Origin of the sequence: Aeromonas sp. LsrichE-8G, assembly GCF_022869435.1 — a bacterium.
GTDB classification, from domain to species: Bacteria; Pseudomonadota; Gammaproteobacteria; order Enterobacterales; family Aeromonadaceae; genus Aeromonas; species Aeromonas caviae.
Map to the genome: position 1 here is coordinate 44,447 of NZ_JALIHH010000046.1, position 18,249 is coordinate 62,695.

Below are 18,249 nucleotides of genomic sequence, written 5' to 3' on the forward strand. Positions count from 1 at the left end.
GGAGCAAGCCCATGCAACACAATCCCCGTTTTCTGGCCCTGGTAGAGGTCATCCGCCCGCAGGTGCAGGAAACCGATGTGCACCAGATCAAGCGCTGGCAGGATGAGGGCCGAGCATTTCATCTGATCGACGTGCGCGAAGAGAGCGAGTGGGCCAGGGGCCATCTGCCGGGGGCCACCTATCTCGGGCGCGGGGTGATAGAGCGTGACATCGAGACCCGGTATCCGGATCCCGACACCGAACTCTACCTCTATTGTGGTGGGGGATTTCGCTCCATCCTGGTGGCGGATAACCTGCAGAAGATGGGTTATTCCCGGGTCGTCAGCGTCGATGGAGGCTTTCGCGGCTGGAGCGATGCCGGATACCCTGTCGAATCCTGATTTATTTGAGGGAGAGGGGCTGCGCCACATGACAAACGGCCCCGTGATCTTTACCATATGCGGGGTCAAGCGTAAGCGTCGGAGTGTTCATTGAACGTCAGGATAGGGATTGGATACCTCACGGGTATCCTGTTGTTGCTCCCCTTGTGGGGTTGCAGCAGTAGCAGTCAGGTAAAAGCGCCTCAAGTTCCCAAGCCGCAACCCGCTTCACTGGTATTGGCGACCCCCTTGCAGGTCTCCTACCAGAGCGAGTTGGCGTTGGCGCGACTCGGGCAGATGCTCAGTGAAATGGAATTGACGACCGAACAGCGGGCAGAGCTCTTCTATGAGCGTGCCGTGGTGTTTGACCGGGTGGGCTTGCGTTCCCTGGCGCGACTCGACTTCAACCGCGCCCTGCGGGAGAAGCCGGATTTTGCCGAGGCCTACAACTTCATCGGTGTCTATCTGGTTCAACAGCAGAACTACGACGAGGCCTATGAGGCGTTCGACTCCGCCCTGGAGCTCGCCCCGGATTACGACTACGCCTATCTCAACCGGGGAATCGCGCTCTATTACGGCAATCGCCCCGAGCTTGCCGCGGCGGATATGAAGCGCTTCTACGAGGCGCAACCGGAAGACCCTTATCGGGTGATCTGGCTCTATCTGGCCGAGCAGAAGCTCAACGGACCGGCGGCCATGAGCCGGATGCGCGAGCGGCTCAACAAATATGACGACGACGCCTGGAACTGGGATCTGGTGCGCCTCTATACGGGCGACATCAATGCCACCCAGTTGATGAGCAACGTGGTGAAAGGGGTCAAGGACAACAGGGAGCTCGCCGAGCGCCTGTGCGAGACCTACTTCTACCTCGGCAAGTTCGAGCTGGCCAAGGGTAACCGCAAGGAAGCCATCAGCTACTTCAAGCTGGCGCTGGCCAACAACGTCTATGACTTCATCGAGCATCGCTATGCCTTGCTGGAGCTGGAACTGATGGCGCGCAAGCCCCAGCCACCCGGAGCCCAGGGCAAGAGCGGCAAAGCGTGACGAAACGGGTTTGAACCCCATGAAAAAGGCCTCTTGACGAGGCCTTTTTGCTGTCTGGTGACACGGGGTGTGCCGCTACTCCACCAGGCTCATGCCGGGGATCTGGCGCCAGTAACCGTTGCAGTCCCGTTCCTGCAGCAGGGGCAGGGGGGCCATCCCCTGTTCGTTGGCCTTGAAGCGCTCCAGCATCGTCAGGGTCTCCATGCCTTCGGGAGAGAGGCGCACCACATCCACCAGCCCCTCCATCCCCTTGAGCTCGTTGCCCAGGTTGTAGCAGTAACCGGACTGAGTCTGGATGCCGTTGAGGTTGAACACCTTCTGCCCCTCGCGGCTGCTGGCAAGCCGGCCGATGGGGTAGTGGATGCAGGCCAGTTCGCAGTTGTCCTTGGGTCGGTCGAGGGAGCGGGCGGTGAAGCAGCGTGCCGAGTAGGCGAGCGGCAGATGACCATAGGCGAACACCTCCACCTCGAACTGCTGGCGCTCCCTGCCCAGATCCTGATTGAGCTGCATCAGCCAGTCGCGGGAGAGCTCCACCGGCATCACCCAGCGCTGCATTCCCTGTTTGAGCAGCATGCGCAGCACGTCGGCATTGTAGGCGTTGATGGCGGGGCCGCAGACGAACGGCAGCCCGGCTTCACTGGCGAGCTGGACCGCCCCCAGATCGTTGGCCTCGATCATCAGCTCGCCGTTGTCGACCAGCCGCTTTACCTCCTTGAGCTCGGAGGAGGCAGAGATCAGCGCCAGCGTGGAGAGTACCGCCTGCTTGCCGGAGCCCGCCACCTGACGGGCGAGGGCAATCCAGTCATCCGCTTTCAGTTCGCGCCGCTTGCTGCAGACGGTTTCCCCCAGATAGATGATGTCGGCCTGGCTGGCGGCGGCCGCCTGATAGAAGGCCTGGGTGTCGGCCTTGGGCCAGTAGAAGAGCAGGGGGCCGAGAGAGAATTTCATGAACAGGGCTCCTTATTGCCACTGGCGATGGTAGGCACCGAGGGTGGTCTGGCTCCCCTCGGAGACGCGGGCGAGCTGGGCATCCCACTCGGCCTTGACCTGATAGGCCTCAGGGTTGGCCTGATAGGCGTCGATGGCGGCGCGCCAGACCCGGGTGACCTGCTCCACGTAGGCGGGGCTGCGTTGGCGCCCCTCGATCTTGACCGACTGGATCCCGGTCTGGAACAGCTCGGGCAAGAGGCCAAGGGTGTTGAGGCTGGTGGGCTCCTCCAGCGCGTGGTAGGTCTGGCCATCCACCTTGAAGCGGCCCTTGCACAGGGTCGGGTAGCCGGCGTTTTCCCCCGGGCCGTAGCGGTCGATCAGCACCTCGTTGAGGCGAGACTCAAGGCCGCTCGGGGTCTCCTCCCAGCGCACGAACTTGGCCGGTGAGCAGGCTCCGACGGTATTGGGGCTCTCGCCTGTCATGTAGGAGGAGAGGTAGCAGCGTCCCTCCGCCATGATGCAGAGGCTGCCGAAGGCGAACACCTCGAGGCCGACGTCGGTCTCGCGGGCCAGCTGTCTCACCTGATGCATGGAGAGGACGCGGGGCAACACCACCCGACCGACATTGAAGTGCTGCTGGTAGAAACGGATGGCGGCGGCGTTGGTGGCGCTGGCCTGCACCGAGACGTGCAGCTCCAGATCCGGGTAGCGGCGGCTGGCATAGTCGAGCACGGCGAGGTCGGCGATGATCAGGGCATCGGCCCCCAGTGCGGCTCCCTTGTCCACCGCCTGCTGCCAGCGGGCATCGGAGCCCGGGTGGGCGAAGGTGTTGATGGCGATGTGGAGTTTGCGGCCATGCTGGTGCACATAGTCGACCGCTTTCTCCAGCTTGCTGTCGGTGAAGTTGAGCCCGGCGAAATGGCGGGCGTTGGTGTCATCCTTGAAGCCGATATAGACCGCATCGGCCCCGTTATCCACGGCTGTTTTCAGTGCCGGCAAACTGCCTGCCGGACAGAGTAATTCCATCGGGTACGCTCCGAGAGGGCAAAAAATGCAAAAGTGGCCCGATTGTATTCATGCTTGCCCTCCCGCTTTTTGACCTGAGGCAGCTTTAGGTGGCTTTACCCTTCTTGAGGTAAGTGGGCACAAGTTTGATTTCCAACAGGATCATGGCTGCGGCCCTGTGCTTGAATGCGCAAAAAACTGGGAGTTTATCGTGTTTCAACAACTGCAACGTCGCCTGGTCGAACAGGCTCCCCGCATTCTGCGCCATCCCCTCAAACTGGTGCCATTTTCCTTGCAGCAGAGCCTGATGGCGCGCCTGCTGGCCAGCGTGTTCAAAGAGGCCATCGCAGATGGCGACTTTGAATTTCTGGCGGGCAAGTGGCTCAAGGTCGAAGTCTCGGATCTGGAGCTCTGCTGGTTCATCAGCGAGCAGGATGGCAAGCTGGTGGTGGCTCGTCACTGCGAGCAGGCCGATGTCTGTTTCAGCGGCACCACCAACGACCTCATCCTGATTGCCGGACGCAAGGAAGACCCCGACTCTCTCTTCTTCCAGCGCAAGCTGAAGATTGAAGGGAACACCGAGCTGGGGCTGGAGGTGAAAAACCTGATGGACAGCCTGGATCTGGACGGTTTGCCAAGCCTGGTACGTTATCCCTTGCTGGATCTTGCCACCTTCATCGAGCGGGCCCGCGAGACGCACGTGCCCACTGCCGCGACAATGAGCTGAGCCGTTTTCTTGCCCGAGTGCTGCGGAACAGGTGAACTTGAGCCGCAGTACCCCACTGTCAGCGTGACCACGCAGGGTGGGGATGTATCATCTGCCTGTTTGTGCAGAAATGCCTGGTCGGAAGCGGTGCCAAAATAGCGATTGGTTATGTTACAATTGCGCGCCATTTTTGACTGAAGATTGACTGGGCATGTTGGATCAGATTCGTATCGTGTTGGTAAACACCTCTCACACCGGCAACATGGGATCCGCGGCGCGGGCCATGAAGACCATGGGGCTGACTCAACTGGTGCTGGTCGATCCCCAGGCCCAGCCGGATGAGGAGGCCGTCGCCCTGGCGGCGGGGGCCAGCGATATCCTGGCTCGCGCCCGTATCGTGCCGACCCTGGATGAAGCCATTGCCGACTGTGGTCTGGTCATCGGCACCAGTGCCCGTTCCCGCACCTTGAGCTGGCCCATGCTGGATCCCCGTGAAGCGGGCGAGAAGCTGGTTGCCGAGGGCATGGAGCACCCGGTCGCGCTGGTGTTTGGCCGTGAACGTACCGGCCTCACCAATGACGAACTGCAAAAATGCCACTTCCATGTGGCCATTCCCGCCAATCCAGAATACAGCTCCCTCAATCTGGCCATGGCAGTGCAGACCCTTTGTTACGAGGTGCGGATGCGCTGGCTGGAAGTACAGAACCAGGAGCATTCGGCCCCGGAGGATGAGCGGGTCGAGTACCCCAGCGCCCAGCAACTGGAAGGGTTTTATCAGCATCTGGAGCAGACGCTGCAAAAGACGGGATTCATTGCCGATGACCATCCAGGCCATGTGATGAGCAAACTGCGTCGTCTATTCAATCGGGCCAGACCCGAAGCGGTGGAGTTGAACATCCTGCGGGGCATTCTCACCTCTGTCCAGAAGTCCAGGGCACAGGATTAATCCCGACTGATTTACTCAAGCATATACTTGACTGATTTAGTCGGGTATGTGACCATATGCCACATATTGATTGGTTCGCAAGACGGTAAGGCATATGAGACTGACCTCAAAAGGACGTTACGCGGTGACAGCCATGCTCGACGTGGCGTTGCATGCAGAGCAGGGGCCCGTGCCCCTGGCTGATATTTCAGAGCGCCAGGGCATCTCCTTGTCCTATCTGGAACAACTGTTTGCCCGTCTGCGCAAGCATGGTCTGGTGAGCAGCGTACGTGGCCCCGGTGGCGGCTATCGCCTCGGTCTGGCCCCTGGCGAGATCTCGGTCGGTCAGGTGATCACCGCGGTCGATGAATCGGTCGATGCGACCAAGTGCCTCGGCAAAGGGGGCTGCCACGGTGGTACCCAGTGCCTGACCCACTCCTTGTGGCGGGATCTGAGCGAACGCATCTCCAGTTTCCTGGGGGATATCACCCTGGCCGAGCTGGTTGGTCAGGCCGATGTGCGCCGTATCGCCGGCAAGCAAGATGAACAAATGAAGACCGTGTTGTCCCTGGTTGATCGGGCCGAACGCGGTGATGTGAGCTTGAAAGTCCAACTATAAACGTGCTTTCCACGACGAGTCGCTGTGTGACCCCGTCGTAACGGAGAAAAAGATGAAACTGCCTATTTACCTTGATTATTCGGCAACCTGTCCGGTGGACCCGCGTGTCGCAGAAAAAATGATGCAGTGCCTCACCATGGACGGCCTGTTCGGCAACCCAGCCTCCCGTTCCCACCGTTTCGGCTGGCAGGCCGAAGAGGCGGTGGATCTGGCCCGTAATCAAGTGGCAGAGCTGATCGGCGCGGATCCGCGCGAGATCGTCTTTACCTCCGGTGCGACCGAGTCAAACAACCTGGCCATCAAGGGCGTCGCCCATTTCTACGCCGGCAAGGGCAAGCACATCGTCACCTCCAAGACCGAGCACAAAGCCGTGCTGGATACCTGCCGCCAACTGGAGCGTGAAGGCTATGAGGTGACCTACCTCGAGCCCATGCCCAACGGCCTGTTCACCCTTGAGCAGATCGAAGGCGCCCTGCGTGATGACACCATCCTGGTCAGCATCATGCACGCCAACAACGAGATCGGGGTGGTGCAAGACATCGCTGCCATCGGCGAGCTGTGCCGTTCCCGCAAGATCCTGCTGCACGTGGACGCCGTCCAGAGCGTGGGCAAGATCCCGGTCGACGTGGAAGCGCTCAAGGTTGATCTGCTCTCCATGTCCGCCCACAAGGTATACGGCCCGAAAGGCATTGGCGCCCTGTATGTGCGCCGCAAGCCCCGTGTTCGTCTGGAAGCCCAGATGCACGGCGGTGGCCACGAGCGCGGCATGCGCTCCGGTACCCTGGCAACCCACCAGATCGTCGGCATGGGGGAAGCCTTCCGCATCGCCAAGGTAGAGATGGCGAGCGAGAGCCAGCACATCATGGCCCTGCGCCAGCGTCTGTGGGATGGCATCAAGAACATCGAAGAAGTCTATATCAACGGGGATCTGGATCAGCGTGTACCGGGTAACCTGAACGTCAGCTTCGCCTATGTGGAAGGGGAGTCCCTCATCATGGCACTGAAGGATCTGGCGGTCTCTTCCGGTTCTGCCTGTACCTCGGCCAGCCTGGAACCTTCCTACGTGCTGCGCGCCCTGGGTCTGAACGACGAGCTGGCACACAGCTCCATCCGTTTCAGCATCGGTCGCTTCACCACCGAAGAAGAGATCGACTACGCAATCAAGCTCATCTGCGACTCCATCGGTCGTCTGCGCGAGATGTCCCCCCTGTGGGAGATGTTCAAGGATGGCGTCGATCTGAACACGGTCGAATGGGCACATCACTGATCCTTGCCAGCATGGCAAGGATCTGGTGAACAACGGAATTAGCAGGAGTTAGATATGGCTTACAGTGAAAAAGTAATCGACCACTACGAGAATCCCCGCAACGTCGGTGGTTTTGACAAGAACGATCCCAGCGTCGCCACCGGCATGGTCGGTGCACCGGCCTGTGGTGACGTCATGAAGCTGCAACTGAAGATCAGCGACGATGGCATCATCGAAGATGCCAAGTTCAAGACCTACGGCTGTGGTTCCGCCATCGCCTCCAGCTCCCTGGTGACCGAGTGGGTCAAGGGCAAGACCCTGGACGAAGCGGCCGGTATCAAGAACACCGACATCGCCGAAGAGCTGGCGCTGCCGCCGGTGAAGATCCACTGCTCCATTCTGGCGGAGGATGCCATCAAGGCCGCCATCGCCGATTACAAGCAGAAGAAAGGTCTTTAAGGTCCGGAGAGCAGTATGGCCATAACCATGACAGATGCCGCAGCGGCGCGGGTTTCCTCCTTCATGATCAACCGGGGCAAGGGCATCGGCCTGCGCCTCGGCGTCAAGACGACCGGCTGTTCTGGCCTTGCCTATGTGCTCGAGTTCGTGGATGAGCTGGCTGCCGATGATCAGGTGTTCGAGCAGAAAGGCGTCAAGATCATCGTGGATGCCAAGAGCCTGATCCACCTGGATGGCACCGAGCTGGACTTCGTGAAGGAAGGCCTCAACGAGGGCTTCCAGTTCAACAACCCGAATGCCAAGGGCGAATGTGGTTGTGGCGAAAGCTTCAGCGTGTAAGTGGTTCGATTGACAGATCGCCCATGTTTGCAACGCCTCGCAGCCCCAAGGGTGAGCCCTGTTGCGGCGAGTCTCTTGTGATCAACACCTTGCTCATCAACACAGTGGTGTGGACGCCAGTCCATGCCACTGCTTTCAAGTTCAAGACGAGTGTGGTTGCACTCCCAGCGCTATTGTCTGAGGACGAAGGATGAATCATTTCGAGCTGTTCGGGCTGGCTGAGGGCTTCGAGCTCGATACTCGCCAACTGGCTGACACCTATCGTCAGCTGCAGACCCAGTTCCATCCCGATCGTTTTGCGACTGCCCCCGAGCGGGAGCAGCTTGCTGCCGTGCAGCGTGCTGCCCAGATCAACGATGCCTTTACCACCCTCAAGGCCCCCTTGCGCCGAGCCGAGTATCTGCTCTCCTTGCGGGGCACCGATATTCGCGGCGAGCAGCAGACACTACAAGATCCTGCCTTTCTGATGCAACAGCTGGAGTGGCGAGAGCGGCTGGCTGATCTCAAGGGCGACGCCGACCCTGAGGGGGCCATCAAGGATTTTCGCCAGGAGATCAGGCATGATCACCAGGCGTTGATGCAACGGCTGACCGACTCTCTCACCAGGGGTGAGGATCTGCAGGCGGCGGATTGCGTTCGCAAGCTCAAATTTGTCGACAAGCTCCTCGAGGAGCTGGAACGATTCGAAGACTCGCTGTTCGAGTCTTGACCCTCTAACGCAGGAATTGTGATTACCCATGGCATTACTGCAAATTGCCGAGCCAGGCCAGAGCGCCGCACCTCACCAGCATAAACGTGCCGTCGGCATCGATCTTGGCACCACCAACTCCCTGGTCGCCGCCGTGCGCAGCGGCCAGGCCGACACCCTCTGTGACGAGCAGGGGCGTGATCTGCTGCCCTCCGTCGTGCATTACCAGGCCGATACCATCCGGGTTGGCTTCGATGCCAAGCGTGAGGCGGCCCTCGATCCCCACAACACCATCGTCTCGGTCAAACGGATGATGGGCAAGGCGCTGGCTGATATCGATACCCCTCAGCAGCCTTACGAGTTCGTGGCTACCGAGACGGGCATGCCCCAGTTGCAGACCCGCCAGGGGCTGGTCAACCCGGTGCAGGTCTCGGCCGAGATCCTGAAAAAACTGGCCGAGCGCGGTGCCGCCTCCCTCGGGGGAGACCTCGACGGCGTGGTCATCACGGTGCCCGCCTATTTTGACGATGCCCAGCGTCAGGGCACCAAGGACGCGGCAAGACTGGCCGGCCTGCACGTTCTGCGGTTGCTCAACGAACCCACGGCGGCCGCCATCGCCTATGGCCTCGACTCCGGTCAGGAAGGGGTGATAGCCGTCTATGACCTGGGTGGCGGAACCTTCGATATCTCCATCCTGCGCCTGCATCGCGGGGTGTTTGAGGTGATGGCCACCGGCGGCGACTCGGCACTCGGTGGTGACGATTTCGACCATCTGCTGGCGGACTGGCTCAAAGAGCAAGCCGGGTTGTCCGGTCAGCTCGATGCCCGTACCCAGCGCGCGTTGCTGGATGCGGCGGCCAGCATCAAGCACGGCCTCACCGATGCAGATGCCGTTGCCTGCACCTTTGCCGGCTGGCAGGGTACCGTCACCCGCAGCCAGTTTGACGAATTGATCCAGCCCCTGGTCAAGCGCACCCTGCAGGCCTGTCGGCGCGCCCTGCGCGATGCGGGTCTCGAGCAGGAAGAGGTGCTGGAAGTGGTGATGGTCGGCGGCTCGACCCGGGTGCCGCTGGTGCGCGAGCGGGTGGGCGAGTTCTTCGGCCGCACCCCCTTGACCAGCATCGACCCTGACAAGGTGGTGGCCATCGGTGCCGCCATCCAGGCCGACATCCTGGTGGGCAACAAGCCTGATGCCGAGATGCTGCTGCTGGACGTCATCCCGCTTTCCTTAGGGTTAGAGACCATGGGCGGCCTTGCCGAGAAGGTGATCCCGCGCAATACCACCATTCCGGTGGCCCGCGCCCAGGAGTTCACTACCTTCAAGGATGGCCAGACCGCGATGGCCATCCACGTGGTGCAGGGGGAGCGCGAGCTGGTGGCGGATTGCCGCTCCCTGGCCCGCTTCACCCTGACCGGCATTCCGCCCATGGCGGCCGGCGCCGCCCACATTCGCGTCACCTTCCAGGTGGATGCGGATGGTTTGCTGTCGGTCAGCGCCATGGAGAAATCCTCCGGCGTGCAGGCCGAGATCCAGGTCAAGCCCTCCTACGGGCTGGGGGAAGATGACATCCTCAACATGCTGAGCGCTTCCATCGCCAATGCCCAGCAGGACATGGACGCCCGCATGCTGGCGGAGCAGCAGGTCGAGGCCGACCGGGTGGTCGAGAGCCTCAACGCCGCCCTGGCCGCCGATGGCGAGGCTTTATTGAGCCCCGCCGAGCGGGCCGAGCTGGATGCCGCCATCGCCCATCTGCTGACCATGCGCAGCACGGGCACCACCAACCAGATCAAAGAGGCCATCGAGGCGGCGGATGCTGCCAGTGGCGAATTTGCAGCCCGCCGGATGGATGCCTCCATCCGCAAGGTGCTGACCGGACAAAACGTCAACAAGGTGTGATATGCCAAAACTGATTATTCTGCCCCATCCCGAGCTCTGTCCGGACGGCGCGGCCCTCGAAGGTGCGACCGGTGAAACCATTCTGGATATCGCGCTGCGCAATGGCATCGAGATCGAGCACGCTTGCGAGAAGTCCTGTGCTTGTACTACCTGCCACTGCGTGGTGCGGGAAGGGTTCGACTCCCTCGAGCCGAGCGACGAGCTGGAAGACGACATGCTGGACAAGGCGTGGGGGCTGGAGCCGGAATCCCGTCTCAGCTGCCAGGCCAGACTGGCGGACGAGGATCTGGTGGTGGAACTGCCCAAGTACACCCTGAATCTGGCGTCCGAGCGCCACTGATGACCCCTTAATTACACATGAGTGAATTGCGCGTGCAGCATCTCATGGTGCAGTAATGATATGGTGAAGGCCGTGACCCTTGAGGGAGCGGCCTTTTTTGCGCCCGTGATTTCCCTATTCGTTGATGAAAGTGCCAATAAAAAGGAAGCAAGAGAACATGGCTGACATGATGAACGTAAGGTTGTCGTCCCAGGCTGCCGCCGCCCACTGGGGCGAGGGTGCCCTGCTCAGTTTCAACGGGGATGAGGCTCATCTCCATCTGGCCGCTGGCCAGGAGAAGGAGGCGCTGCGCGCCATCCAGCGGGGGGCCAGACGCCTCGAGTCGAGCGGCATCAAGCGCATCAAGCTGGTGGGCGAGGGGTGGAATGGGGAGCGTCGTTACGCCTTTGCCCAGGGCTTCTATGCCGCCAAGGGGGTTCGCGAGCTCGACTTCGGCGAGCAGAGTGAGCAGGAAGCGGCCGAACTCGCCGCCTTGCTCAAGGCGACCCACTGGGTGCGCGAGGTGACCAACGGCTGCCCGGAAGCCATCTACCCCATGAGTCTGGCGGAGTCCGCTCTGCTGCTCATTCGCAGCCTCGGCGGTGACAAGGTGACCGCCCGCATCACCGCTGGCGAAGCCTTGCGTGAATCGGGTCATATCGGGATCTGGTCGGTGGGCCGTGGCAGCGAGCGCGAGCCGGTGCTGCTGGAGCTCGACTACAACCCGACCGGGGATGCCAACGCCCCCGTGGTCGCGGCGCTGGTGGGCAAGGGGATCACTTTTGATTCCGGCGGCTACTCCATGAAGTCCTCCGACAACATGCTGCCGATGAAGTCCGACATGGGCGGCGCCGCCATGGTGACCGGCGCCCTGGCGCTGGCCATCAGCCGTGGCCTGAACAAGCGGGTCAAGCTCATCCTCTGCTGCGCCGAGAACCTGGTCTCCGGCCACGCCTTCAAGCTCGGCGACATCCTCACTTATCGCAACGGCATCTCGGTCGAGATCCAGAATACCGACGCGGAAGGTCGCCTGGTGCTGGCAGACGGCCTGCTGGCCGCCAGCGAAAGCGGGGCTGCCTACATCCTCGACGCTGCCACCCTGACCGGCGCCGCCAAGACCGCGCTGGGCCGCGACTACAACGCCGTGTTTGCTCTCGATGAGGCGGAGCAGGTGCGCGCGCTGGCTGCCGCCAACGCCGAAAACGAGAAGGCCTGGCCGCTGCCGCTCGAACCCTGGCACGCAGGCCAGCTCACCTCGGCCTTTGCCGAGCTGGGCAATGTGGCATCCGCCGAAGGCACTGCCGGCGCCACCACGGCAGCGGCGTTCCTGTCGCGCTTCGTCCGTGACGAAGGCAAGGGCTGGGTGCACCTGGACCTGGCCGCTTCCTATCAGAAGTCGGGCAATGATCTCTGGGCGACCGGGGCCAAGGGCCATGGTCTTCGCACGATTGCCCGCTGGCTGCAGGAGGTGTGCGCATGAACGTCTGGTTGAGCCGAGAGTTTGCACCGGCCGAGTGGGGGGAGGGGGCACTGCTCTCCCACCGTGCCGACGGCATGGTGATCCATCTGGTGAGCGCCACTCCCTTGCTGGATATCCAGCAGGCGGCGCGGCGCCTGTGCAGCCAGGGGATCCAGCAGGTGGTCCTGGCTGGCCACTGGGAGCGGGAGCAGCAGTGGGCCTTTGCCCAGGGGCTGCAGACGCCCAAGGCGGAAGTGGGGTTGCAGTGGGCCACTTCGTCCGAGGAGGACAGGGAGGAGCTGGAGGCGCGCTGGCTGTGCGGGCGCTGGGTGCGGGAGATGACCAACGCCACCCCGGAGCAGTTGGGGCCGCTGGAGCTGGCGGTCGAAGCCGCCGCCTTCCTCACCGAGCTGGCACCGGACCGGATCAGCCATCGCATCCTCAAGGGAGAGGCGCTGCAACAGGCGGGCTGGGTCGGTCTCTATCAAGTGGGTCGTGGCAGTGACCGCGAGCCCGTGATGCTGGAGCTGGATTTCAATCCGGGCAAGGATCCCAAGGCGCCGGTAGCGGCCGCCCTGGTGGGCAAGGGGATCACCTTCGATTCCGGCGGCTACTCCATGAAGACCTCCCAGGGCATGCTGACCATGAAACACGACATGGGCGGCGCCGCCATCGTCACCGGCGCGCTGGCGCTGGCTATTCTGCGTGGCCTCGACAAGCGGGTGAAGCTCATCCTCTGCTGCGCCGAGAACCTGGTATCCGGCCATGCCTACAAGCTGGGTGACATCCTCACCTACAAGAACGGCACCACGGTGGAGGTGGTCAACACCGACGCCGAAGGGCGTCTGATCCTGGCCGACGGCTTGCAACTGGCCGGCGAGTCTGGTGCGCCGCTCATCATCGACGCTGCCACCCTCACCGGGGCGGCCGTGATGGCGCTGGGGGGGCGTTACAACGCCCTGTTTGGACTGGACAAGGGGCTGGTGAGCCGCGCCATGGCCTATTCGGATGCGGAGCAGGAGCCAGCATGGCCGCTGCCGCTGGAGCCCTGGCATCGCCAGCAGTGCCCGTCCCACTATGCCGACACCGCCAACAGCCGCCCCGTGCCGGGCGGCGGACCGGGGGGGGCCTCCAATGCGGCAGGCTTCCTCTCCCGCTTTGTCCCTGATGAGGGAAGAGGCTGGCTGCATGTCGATCTCGCCGCCTGTTTCAGCGAGAACGGTGACAGTCTGTGGGCGCCCGGGGCCAATACCCTGGGGATGCGCACCATCGCCCATACCCTGATGGCGGAGACGCGCTGAGTCAGTGAACGGCATCACAAGGGCACCTCAGGGTGCCCTTTCCAGTGCTGCTTTGCTGAGCAATTGATACGGTTTTGAGGCATTAGCATGCCGATCGTGCGCAAGCGCACATTTTTTCTCTCTGTCCTGGCACAAGATGAGTCACCATGTTGTTTCAAGGATTCTTTTGTTTAACAAAAAGTTGATTTTTTGTGTGTTATTTCGTTTTTTGTTTACGTATAATCGCCGCCGAACATGGATTCCTACAATAAAACTCTGTAGTTAAGGAAAGAACTCAATGGCTATCGAACGTACCTTCTCCATCGTCAAGCCGGATGCGGTCAGCAAGAACCTGATTGGTGCCATTTACAGCCGCTTCGAAAGCGCCGGCCTGAAAGTCATCGCCGCCAAGATGCTGCACCTGACCAGCGAACAGGCCGCCGGTTTCTACGCCGAGCACCAGGGCAAGCCGTTTTATGATGGTCTGGTCGGCTTCATGACCTCTGGCCCCGTCATGGTACAGGTGCTGGAAGGTGAAGACGCCATCCGTCGTCACCGTGAAATCATGGGCGCCACCAACCCGAAAGAGGCCCTGGCCGGCACCCTGCGCGCCTGCTACGCCGAGAGCATCGATCGCAACGCCGTCCACGGCTCCGATGCCCCGGCCTCTGCCGCCCGTGAAATCGCCTACTTCTTCTCCGACGACGAGATCTGCCCGCGCGGCTGATGTTGTCTGCTGGTGAACAAGGGAGCTTCGGCTCCCTTTTGTTTTTTGGTCATCCTACCAATATCCACTTATTCTCCAGGTGGAAAGCTAGACCCATTATTTGTACAATGCCGCCCCCTGACGTAGGTCAGCCGATAATTTATGAAGTGTGTGAGCTGAGGCCCCTGATGAGCGAAACAAAAACCAACCTGCTGGATCTCGACCGGGATGCCATGCGTGCCTTCTTCGTCGAGTTGGGCGAGAAGCCGTTCCGGGCAGACCAGATAATGAAGTGGATCTATCACTTCGGTTGTGATGATTTCGATCAGATGAGCAACGTCAACAAGGCGCTGCGCGAGCGGCTCAAGGCCATTGCCGAGATCCGTGCCCCCGAGATCAGCCGTGAACAGCGCTCCGCCGATGGCACCATCAAATGGGCGCTGCAGGTGGGCGATCAGGAGGTGGAGACCGTCTACATTCCGGAAGCGGACCGCGCGACCCTGTGCGTCTCCTCCCAGGTGGGCTGCGCCCTGGCGTGCACCTTCTGCTCCACCGCCCAGCAAGGGTTCAACCGCAACCTGAAAGTCTCCGAGATCATCGGTCAGGTATGGCGTGCCGCCAAAGTGGTGGGTGGCAAGCGCCCCATCACCAACGTGGTGATGATGGGCATGGGTGAGCCGCTGCTCAACCTCGCCAACGTGGTACCTGCCATGAAGCTGATGATGGATGACTTCGGCTTCAGCATCTCCAAGCGCCGCGTCACTCTCTCCACCTCCGGTGTGGTGCCGGCGCTGGACATGCTGGGCGACCAGATCGACGTGGCCCTGGCCATCTCTCTGCATGCGCCGAACGATGCGCTTCGCTCCGAGATCATGCCGATCAACGACAAGTACAACATCGAGTCCTTCCTTGCCGGGGTACGCCGCTATCTGGCCAAGTCCAACGCCAACGGCGGCCGGGTGACCGTGGAGTATGTGCTGCTCGATCACATCAACGACGACATGCAGCATGCCCATGAGCTGGCCAAGGTTCTCAAGGAAACTCCTTGCAAGATCAACCTGATCCCGTTCAACCCCTTCCCGGGCAACCCGTTTGGCAAGCCGAGCAACAGCCGTATCGACCGTTTCTCCAAGGTGTTGATGGAATACGGCCTGACCGTCATCGTGCGCAAGACCCGTGGTGACGACATCGACGCCGCCTGTGGGCAGCTGGTGGGAGAGGTGATCGACCGCACCAAGCGCACCATGAAAAATCGGATGCAACAGGATGGGATTTCCGTCAAAATGGTTTAACTCCTAAGCCATTGTATAGACAGGAAATGGATATCCGTACATTGATCGTAGTGGCAGCGCTCTGTGCGCTGCCAGGCTGTGTCACAGAGACCACTTACGCTGGCCAGAATTCGACCCAGCGTGAAGTGGGCCCCGACCTCAAGGCCGCCGCCCAGACTCGTCTCGATCTGGGTATCCAGTATCTGCGCCAGGGCAATGCCGAGCAGGCCAAATTCAATCTCGACCGCGCCCTTCAGTACGATCCCAACAATCCTCAGGTCTACATCGGTTTTGCCAATTTCTACCAGCAGGTGTCGGATTTCAAGGCCGCCGAGGCGAGCTACAAGAAAGCGCTGGCCATGGATCCGTCCAATGCTGACGCGATGAACAACTATGGCGCCTTCCTCTGCAACCGTGGCCGCTTCGACGAAGCGGAAAAGGCGTTCTTGCAGGCCGTCAGCCAGCCCGATTACGTGAAGATCGCCGATACCTACGAGAATGCGGCGCTCTGCTCGATGCAAAATCACAGAAATGACAAGGCTGGCGAGTATTATCGTCTGGCCTTGGGGTATAATCCCCGCAATCCTAGGTTATTGCTGGACATGGCCGAGCTTTCCATGAAAGATGGCAAGCTTCCTGATGTCCAGTCTTACCTCGCGCGCTTTGCCGATGTGGCAGAGGAGAACGAGGAGAGCCTCTGGCTCCGGCTGCGGCTGGCCCAGGCCATGGACAAACCGGCATTACTTCACCAATTCGGGACTGAGCTGGTAAGGCAATATCCCACTTCGCAACAAGCCAAGCGTTACTTAGCCAATGACTACTGAACAGCCACACGATTTCCAAGACGACTCCCAGGCAGCGGGCCCAGGCCAGCTGCTGCGCAACGCCCGTGAACAGCTCGGCTGGACCCGGGAACAGGTTGCGTCCCGCATTCACCTTCGTCTGACCCTGATCGCCGCCATCGAAGCGGATACCTATGACAAGCACACGTCCCATACCTTCATTCGTGGCTATCTGCGGGCCTATGCCAAGCTCGTGGGCATCCCCGAGGAGACCATCCTCGCCGCCTACGAAAAGCTGGGACTGACTCCCCCCGACAATATCGACATGCAGAGCTTCTCCCGTCGCTCCCGCCAGCAGGCCAATGACAGCCGGCTCAAGGTGGTGACCTGGCTGGTGATCCTGGTGCTGATCGGGCTCTCCGTCGCCTGGTGGTGGCAGAGCACGGCGCGCCGCTCTGCCGGTGACGACGCCTTGGCGGCGACCGAGATGAGCGCGACCGTCAATACGCCGGAAGCGAATGTTGCCCCCGCCGTGGAGGTCGCCGAGCCGGTGCTGCCCGCAGCGTCCGATGCCGTGTCCACCCAGGTTGTGGTGAGCGGTGCCACCGCGACCCTGCCTGTGGTCGCTACGGATGCCAGCGCAGCCGTCCCGACGGACGTTTCCGGTGCGGTCTCGACTGCCGAGAGCACGACCACCGAGCCCGCCAAGGCGCCCCAGCTCAAGATGAGCTTCACCGCCGATTGCTGGCTGGACGTCAAGGATGCCAACGGCAAGACCCTGTTCAGCGGTCTGAAGAAGGCGAACGACGAACTGGTACTGGAAGGACCCGAGCCACTCAGATTCATCATTGGCGCGCCCATGGCGGTCAATCTCGAATATCAGGGCAAGTCCTTCGACATGAGCCGTTACAACAACGGCCGGACTGCCCGCTTCTCACTGCCGCAGGAGTAATCAGTCCGCCATGTCTGTTCACGAAAAGCCCGCACACGAATCACCCATCGTTCGTCGCAAATCCAGACAGATCATGGTCGGCAACGTGCCGGTTGGGGGCGATGCCCCCATCACGGTACAGACCATGACCAACACCAAGACCACGGACGTGGCCGCTACCGTCGAGCAGATCCAGCGGATCGAGCGGGTCGGCGCCGACATCGTCCGGGTCTCCGTCCCCACCATGGAGGCGGCGGAAGCGTTCAAGCTCATCAAGCAGCAGACCCGCATCCCCATCGTGGCCGACATCCACTTCGACTACCGCATCGCCCTCAAAGTGGCCGAGTACGGGGCCGACTGCCTGCGCATCAACCCGGGCAACATCGGCAACGAAGAGCGGGTGCGTGCGGTGGTGGATTGCGCCCGTCACTACAACATCCCCATCCGGATCGGCGTCAACGGCGGTTCCCTTGAGCGTGATCTCCAGGAGAAATACGGCGAGCCGACCCCGGAGGCGCTGCTGGAGTCCGCCATGCGCCACGTGGATTACCTGGATCGCCTCGACTTCCAGAACTTCAAGGTGAGTGTCAAGGCGTCCGATGTCTTCCTGGCGGTCGGAGCCTATCGCCTGCTGGCAAAGCAGATCGATCAACCCCTGCATCTGGGCATCACGGAAGCGGGCGGTTTTCGCGCCGGCGCGGTCAAGTCCGCCATCGGCCTTGGCATGTTGCTGAGCGAAGGGATTGGCGACACCCTGCGCATCTCTCTGGCCGCCGATCCGGTGGAAGAGGTGAAGGTGGGCTTCGACATCCTCAAGTCCCTGCGCATCCGCTCCCGCGGCATCAACTTCATCGCCTGTCCCTCCTGCTCCCGTCAGGAGTTCGACGTCATCGGCACTGTCAACGCCCTGGAAGAGCGGCTCGAAGACATCATCACCCCGATGGATGTCTCCATCATCGGCTGTGTGGTGAACGGTCCGGGGGAGGCGCTGGTCTCCGATCTCGGCCTTGCGGGCGCCGCCAACAAGAGTGCCTTCTACGAGGGGGGCCAGCGGGTCGACCGGCTCGACAACAAGGATTTGATCCCGACCCTGGAGCGTCGCATCCGTGCCCGGGCCGCCATGCTGGATCCGGCCAACCAGATCCAGGTGGACAAAGGTTGAACCATGACGGGGCCACCTGGGGTGGCCCCGGCTTTAGGTTGTTGATTTTACATCCCGCATCCGGGCACCCGATTTTACCTCGGGGTCGAAAATCCCTATAATGCGGCCAAATTTTACCTCTT

20 protein-coding genes are annotated in these 18,249 nt (G+C 61.3%); 18 read left to right on the forward strand and 2 right to left on the reverse strand.

Annotated elements, in window-relative coordinates; translation table 11 throughout:
- Positions 1-11 precede the first annotated feature (11 nt).
- Entirely contained in the window at positions 12-380 is a 369-nt protein-coding gene (locus MUW49_RS09680; RefSeq protein ID WP_010675067.1) for a rhodanese-like domain-containing protein, read from the forward strand.
- Positions 381-470: 90 nt separating this feature from the next.
- On the forward strand, positions 471-1,403 hold the full coding sequence (gene nlpI / locus MUW49_RS09685) for a lipoprotein NlpI (protein WP_280520777.1): 933 nt from the start codon (positions 471-473) through the stop codon (positions 1,401-1,403).
- Between the two features lie 75 nt (positions 1,404-1,478).
- Here the strand turns inward: nlpI and MUW49_RS09690 are convergent, their stop codons facing one another.
- Together MUW49_RS09690 and MUW49_RS09695 are read right to left on the reverse strand one after the other, a co-directional pair.
- Positions 1,479-2,351, reverse strand: coding sequence for a U32 family peptidase (locus tag MUW49_RS09690; RefSeq protein WP_244812658.1), 873 nt, complete (start codon positions 2,349-2,351; stop codon positions 1,479-1,481).
- A gap of 12 nt (positions 2,352-2,363) precedes the next feature.
- On the reverse strand, positions 2,364-3,359 hold the full coding sequence (locus tag MUW49_RS09695) for a peptidase U32 family protein (protein WP_201354234.1): 996 nt from the start codon (positions 3,357-3,359) through the stop codon (positions 2,364-2,366).
- 190 nt (positions 3,360-3,549) lie between these two features.
- On the opposite strand from MUW49_RS09695, the gene MUW49_RS09700 reads away from it, so the two are divergent.
- From MUW49_RS09700 to ispG, 16 genes are all read left to right on the forward strand, one after another.
- Positions 3,550-4,065: an SCP2 domain-containing protein gene (locus tag MUW49_RS09700; RefSeq protein WP_244812659.1), complete on the forward strand. Its 516-nt coding sequence runs from the start codon at positions 3,550-3,552 to the stop codon at positions 4,063-4,065.
- 190 nt (positions 4,066-4,255) lie between these two features.
- The gene (gene trmJ, locus MUW49_RS09705) at positions 4,256-4,990 is read left to right on the forward strand and encodes a tRNA (cytosine(32)/uridine(32)-2'-O)-methyltransferase TrmJ (protein ID WP_041215017.1); all 735 of its coding nucleotides are present in this window, start codon (positions 4,256-4,258) and stop codon (positions 4,988-4,990) included.
- Positions 4,991-5,084: 94 nt separating this feature from the next.
- On the forward strand, positions 5,085-5,588 hold the full coding sequence (gene iscR, locus MUW49_RS09710; RefSeq protein ID WP_025327241.1) for a Fe-S cluster assembly transcriptional regulator IscR: 504 nt from the start codon (positions 5,085-5,087) through the stop codon (positions 5,586-5,588).
- A 52-nt stretch (positions 5,589-5,640) separates the two neighbouring features.
- Positions 5,641-6,855, forward strand: a complete 1,215-nt coding sequence (locus tag MUW49_RS09715) for an IscS subfamily cysteine desulfurase (RefSeq protein WP_244812660.1) — start codon at positions 5,641-5,643, stop codon at positions 6,853-6,855.
- A 54-nt stretch (positions 6,856-6,909) separates the two neighbouring features.
- The gene (gene iscU, locus MUW49_RS09720; protein ID WP_010675059.1) at positions 6,910-7,293 is read left to right on the forward strand and encodes a Fe-S cluster assembly scaffold IscU; all 384 of its coding nucleotides are present in this window, start codon (positions 6,910-6,912) and stop codon (positions 7,291-7,293) included.
- A gap of 15 nt (positions 7,294-7,308) precedes the next feature.
- Positions 7,309-7,632, forward strand: coding sequence for an iron-sulfur cluster assembly protein IscA (gene iscA / locus MUW49_RS09725; RefSeq protein ID WP_244812661.1), 324 nt, complete (start codon positions 7,309-7,311; stop codon positions 7,630-7,632).
- Positions 7,633-7,822: 190 nt separating this feature from the next.
- Positions 7,823-8,341: a co-chaperone HscB gene (hscB, locus tag MUW49_RS09730; protein ID WP_010675057.1), complete on the forward strand. Its 519-nt coding sequence runs from the start codon at positions 7,823-7,825 to the stop codon at positions 8,339-8,341.
- 28 nt (positions 8,342-8,369) lie between these two features.
- Entirely contained in the window at positions 8,370-10,217 is a 1,848-nt protein-coding gene (hscA, locus tag MUW49_RS09735) for a Fe-S protein assembly chaperone HscA (protein WP_244812662.1), read from the forward strand.
- 1 nt (position 10,218) lies between these two features.
- Positions 10,219-10,557, forward strand: a complete 339-nt coding sequence (gene fdx, locus MUW49_RS09740) for an ISC system 2Fe-2S type ferredoxin (RefSeq protein WP_005299781.1) — start codon at positions 10,219-10,221, stop codon at positions 10,555-10,557.
- A gap of 157 nt (positions 10,558-10,714) precedes the next feature.
- Complete coding sequence (gene pepB, locus MUW49_RS09745; RefSeq protein ID WP_219603704.1) at positions 10,715-12,016, forward strand: aminopeptidase PepB; 1,302 nt, start codon at positions 10,715-10,717, stop codon at positions 12,014-12,016.
- A complete protein-coding gene (pepB, locus tag MUW49_RS09750; protein ID WP_039038726.1) occupies positions 12,013-13,296 on the forward strand; it encodes an aminopeptidase PepB in 1,284 nt (427 codons plus the stop codon). The genes pepB (MUW49_RS09745) and pepB (MUW49_RS09750) overlap by 4 nt, the downstream gene beginning before the upstream one ends.
- Before the next feature lie 277 nt (positions 13,297-13,573).
- Entirely contained in the window at positions 13,574-14,002 is a 429-nt protein-coding gene (gene ndk / locus MUW49_RS09755) for a nucleoside-diphosphate kinase (RefSeq protein WP_045524435.1), read from the forward strand.
- A gap of 167 nt (positions 14,003-14,169) precedes the next feature.
- A complete protein-coding gene (locus MUW49_RS09760; protein WP_039038724.1) occupies positions 14,170-15,273 on the forward strand; it encodes a bifunctional tRNA (adenosine(37)-C2)-methyltransferase TrmG/ribosomal RNA large subunit methyltransferase RlmN in 1,104 nt (367 codons plus the stop codon).
- Positions 15,274-15,284: 11 nt separating this feature from the next.
- Entirely contained in the window at positions 15,285-16,076 is a 792-nt protein-coding gene (tapF, locus tag MUW49_RS09765; RefSeq protein ID WP_244812663.1) for a PilW family type IVa pilus biogenesis/stability lipoprotein TapF, read from the forward strand.
- Positions 16,066-16,986 (forward strand): RodZ domain-containing protein, encoded by a 921-nt coding sequence (locus MUW49_RS09770; protein ID WP_041213013.1) that lies wholly within the window; start codon positions 16,066-16,068, stop codon positions 16,984-16,986. The genes tapF and MUW49_RS09770 overlap by 11 nt, the downstream gene beginning before the upstream one ends.
- 10 nt (positions 16,987-16,996) lie before the next feature.
- Entirely contained in the window at positions 16,997-18,127 is a 1,131-nt protein-coding gene (ispG, locus tag MUW49_RS09775; RefSeq protein WP_010675049.1) for a flavodoxin-dependent (E)-4-hydroxy-3-methylbut-2-enyl-diphosphate synthase, read from the forward strand.
- The last annotated feature ends 122 nt before the right edge of the window (positions 18,128-18,249 follow it).